This window comes from Luteolibacter pohnpeiensis (assembly GCF_016595435.1).
Lineage (GTDB): Bacteria > Verrucomicrobiota > Verrucomicrobiia > Verrucomicrobiales > Akkermansiaceae > Luteolibacter > Luteolibacter pohnpeiensis.
In genome coordinates this window covers 1-842 of record NZ_JAENIJ010000142.1, presented here as the reverse complement: position 1 = coordinate 842, position 842 = coordinate 1, and the positions used below count along the sequence as shown (strand labels likewise).

Genomic DNA, 842 nt, shown 5'->3' with positions numbered 1-842 from the left:
CAGATGGGCGCGGACCGGATTGCTACGATAGCATCGTAAGAGCGGCACGCGTCAGCGGCCTGGCAACCTCGTTTACAATCTACTTCGGCTGGGACAACTCAACCTGCGTGTGGCATGGTGATGGAGAGCAGGGCGGCTGGCCGTCGAGGTCAATAAAGCGAAACAACAGAGCTTTGGGAGAGCGATTTGAGTGTGCATCGGTGCATCCATATGCCAGCAAAAACCACTGAATTTTCCGCGATTTGATTGAGCTAAGAAACTGTCATGATTTGCCCCCGTCACCGGATGTGCCCTGAAATGCAATGGTTTTTTGGCCCCGATTTGTTTTAATTAAGGGAGAGGATGTTCGCCTTGAGTTGGTCGGCTGTCAGTTAGCCGAGGGACGAGTGCTTGCGGGGTTGATAGTATAGTTCTCGAAGTATTTGAAGATTGCGGGGAGAGTGGGGCGGTGTAGTAATAGCTGCTACAGAGCAGATCCAGTATGAAAATATCCGACAGAAGCTGAGGCAAGGGGTCTTGCTTTCAATATTCGATAACCAGATGAAGAAACGATTTCTTGGTGTTTTAGCGTGCATTGTTCTGGTAGCAGGCATTGCTGCCATGGTTTGGGAGTCGCAGAGTAAGTTCGATTTGGCTACCGAGGAGTCGCCATTTAATTCAATCGTATTACCACTGAAAAACATACGAGGTGGCGTCTACATGGATGGAGGCAGTGTTTGTGTTGGCATTGATGACAGTGCTGGATCTTCGTATGATTTTATTTTCCCTTTTGACCACAAGACGAAAGGCTATCCGGCTGCGTTTCATGGTGCGATGGAACCCTACGCGCCTGGGGCTGTCCC

1 protein-coding gene is annotated in these 842 nt (G+C 50.0%); it reads left to right on the top strand.

What is annotated here, in order from left to right:
- Nucleotides 1–540 precede the first annotated feature (540 nt).
- A partial coding sequence (locus tag JIN85_RS20630) for a hypothetical protein (protein WP_200274408.1) occupies nt 541–842 on the top strand: 302 nt, incomplete at its 3' end.